Annotated in this window: 1 rRNA gene; it reads left to right on the forward strand. The window is 55.7% G+C overall.

Going from position 1 to position 1,904, the window contains the following annotated elements:
- Positions 1 to 1,904, forward strand: a 23S ribosomal RNA gene (locus tag ACFVAV_RS35670); the annotation flags it as partial.

A 1,904-nucleotide genomic window follows, 5' to 3' on the forward strand; every position in this document is an offset into this window, starting at 1 on the left:
CCCGAGTAGCAGCGGGCCCGTGAAATCTGCTGTGAATCTGCCGGGACCACCCGGTAAGCCTGAATACTCCCTGGTGACCGATAGCGGACTAGTACCGTGAGGGAAAGGTGAAAAGTACCCCGGGAGGGGAGTGAAATAGTACCTGAAACCGTGCGCTTACAATCCGTCAGAGCCTTCCACTTCGGTGGTGGGGTGATGGCGTGCCTTTTGAAGAATGAGCCTGCGAGTCATCGGTGTGTGGCGAGGTTAACCCGTGTGGGGTAGCCGTAGCGAAAGCGAGTCCGAATAGGGCGCCCTTTAGTCGCACATTATGGACCCGAAGCGGAGTGATCTACCCATGGCCAGGGTGAAGCGACGGTAAGACGTCGTGGAGGCCCGAACCCACTTAGGTTGAAAACTGAGGGGATGAGCTGTGGGTAGGGGTGAAAGGCCAATCAAACTCCGTGATAGCTGGTTCTCCCCGAAATGCATTTAGGTGCAGCGTCACGTGTTTCACGCCGGAGGTAGAGCTACTGGATGGCCTAGGGGGCCCACAAGCTTACCGAAGTCAGCCAAACTCCGAATGCCGGTGTGTGAGAGCGTGGCAGTGAGACTGCGGGGGATAAGCTTCGTAGTCGAGAGGGAAACAGCCCAGATCGCCGGCTAAGGCCCCTAAGCGTGTACTAAGTGGAAAAGGATGTGGGGTCGCTTAGACAACCAGGAGGTTGGCTTAGAAGCAGCCACCCTTGAAAGAGTGCGTAATAGCTCACTGGTCAAGTGATCCTGCGCCGACAATGTAGCGGGGCTCAAGTACACCGCCGAAGCCGCGGCATTCACACATTATCCCGTCCTCTTTGAGGGCCAGGAGTGTGGATGGGTAGGGGAGCGTCCTGTAGCCGTGGAAGCAGCGGAGTGATCCAGCTGTGGAGGCTACGGGAGTGAGAATGCAGGCATGAGTAGCGAAAGACGAGTGAGAAACTCGTCCGCCGAATGACCAAGGGTTCCTGGGCCAGGTTAATCCGCCCAGGGTGAGTCGGGACCTAAGGCGAGGCCGACAGGCGTAGTCGATGGACAACGGGTTGATATTCCCGTACCCGTGTATCCGCGCCAAATATCGAATCAGTTGTGCTAAGTATCCAAATGTTCTCTTATCGAGCCTTCGGGTGAGAGGGAGGATTGCTGCATACGACCCTGGCTGTAGTAGGTAAGCGATGGGGTGACGCAGGAAGGTAGCTGGGCCAGGTGATGGAATACCTGGTGTAAGCCTGTAGGGCGTTGTGTAGGCAAATCCGCACAACATGTAGCCTGAGAGGTGATGCGTAGCCGTTGTGGTGAATTCAGTGATCCTATGCTGCCGAGAAAAGCCTCTAGTGAGTTGGTACACGGCCCGTACCCCAAACCGACACAGGTGGTCAGGTAGAGAATACTAAGGCGATCGAGAGAACTGTGGTTAAGGAACTCGGCAAAATGCCCCCGTAACTTCGGGAGAAGGGGGACCACGCCTGGTGACGAGTCTTGCACTCTGAGCTGGGTGGGGTCGCAGAGACCAGAGAGAAGCGACTGTTTACTAAAAACACAGGTCCGTGCGAAGTCGTAAGACGATGTATACGGACTGACGCCTGCCCGGTGCCGGAAGGTTAAGAGGACCGGTTAGCGCTTCGGCGCGAAGCTGAGAATTTAAGCCCCGGTAAACGGCGGTGGTAACTATAACCATCCTAAGGTAGCGAAATTCCTTGTCGGGTAAGTTCCGACCTGCACGAATGGCGTAACGACTTCTCTGCTGTCTCAACCACAGACTCGGCGAAATTGCATTACGAGTAAAGATGCTCGTTACGCGCGGCAGGACGAAAAGACCCCGGGACCTTCACTATAGCTTGGTATTGGTGTTCGGTACGGTTTGTGTAGGATAGGTGGGAGACTGTGAA

Origin of the sequence: Nocardia sp. NPDC057663, assembly GCF_042799895.1 — a bacterium.
GTDB lineage: Bacteria > Actinomycetota > Actinomycetes > Mycobacteriales > Mycobacteriaceae > Nocardia.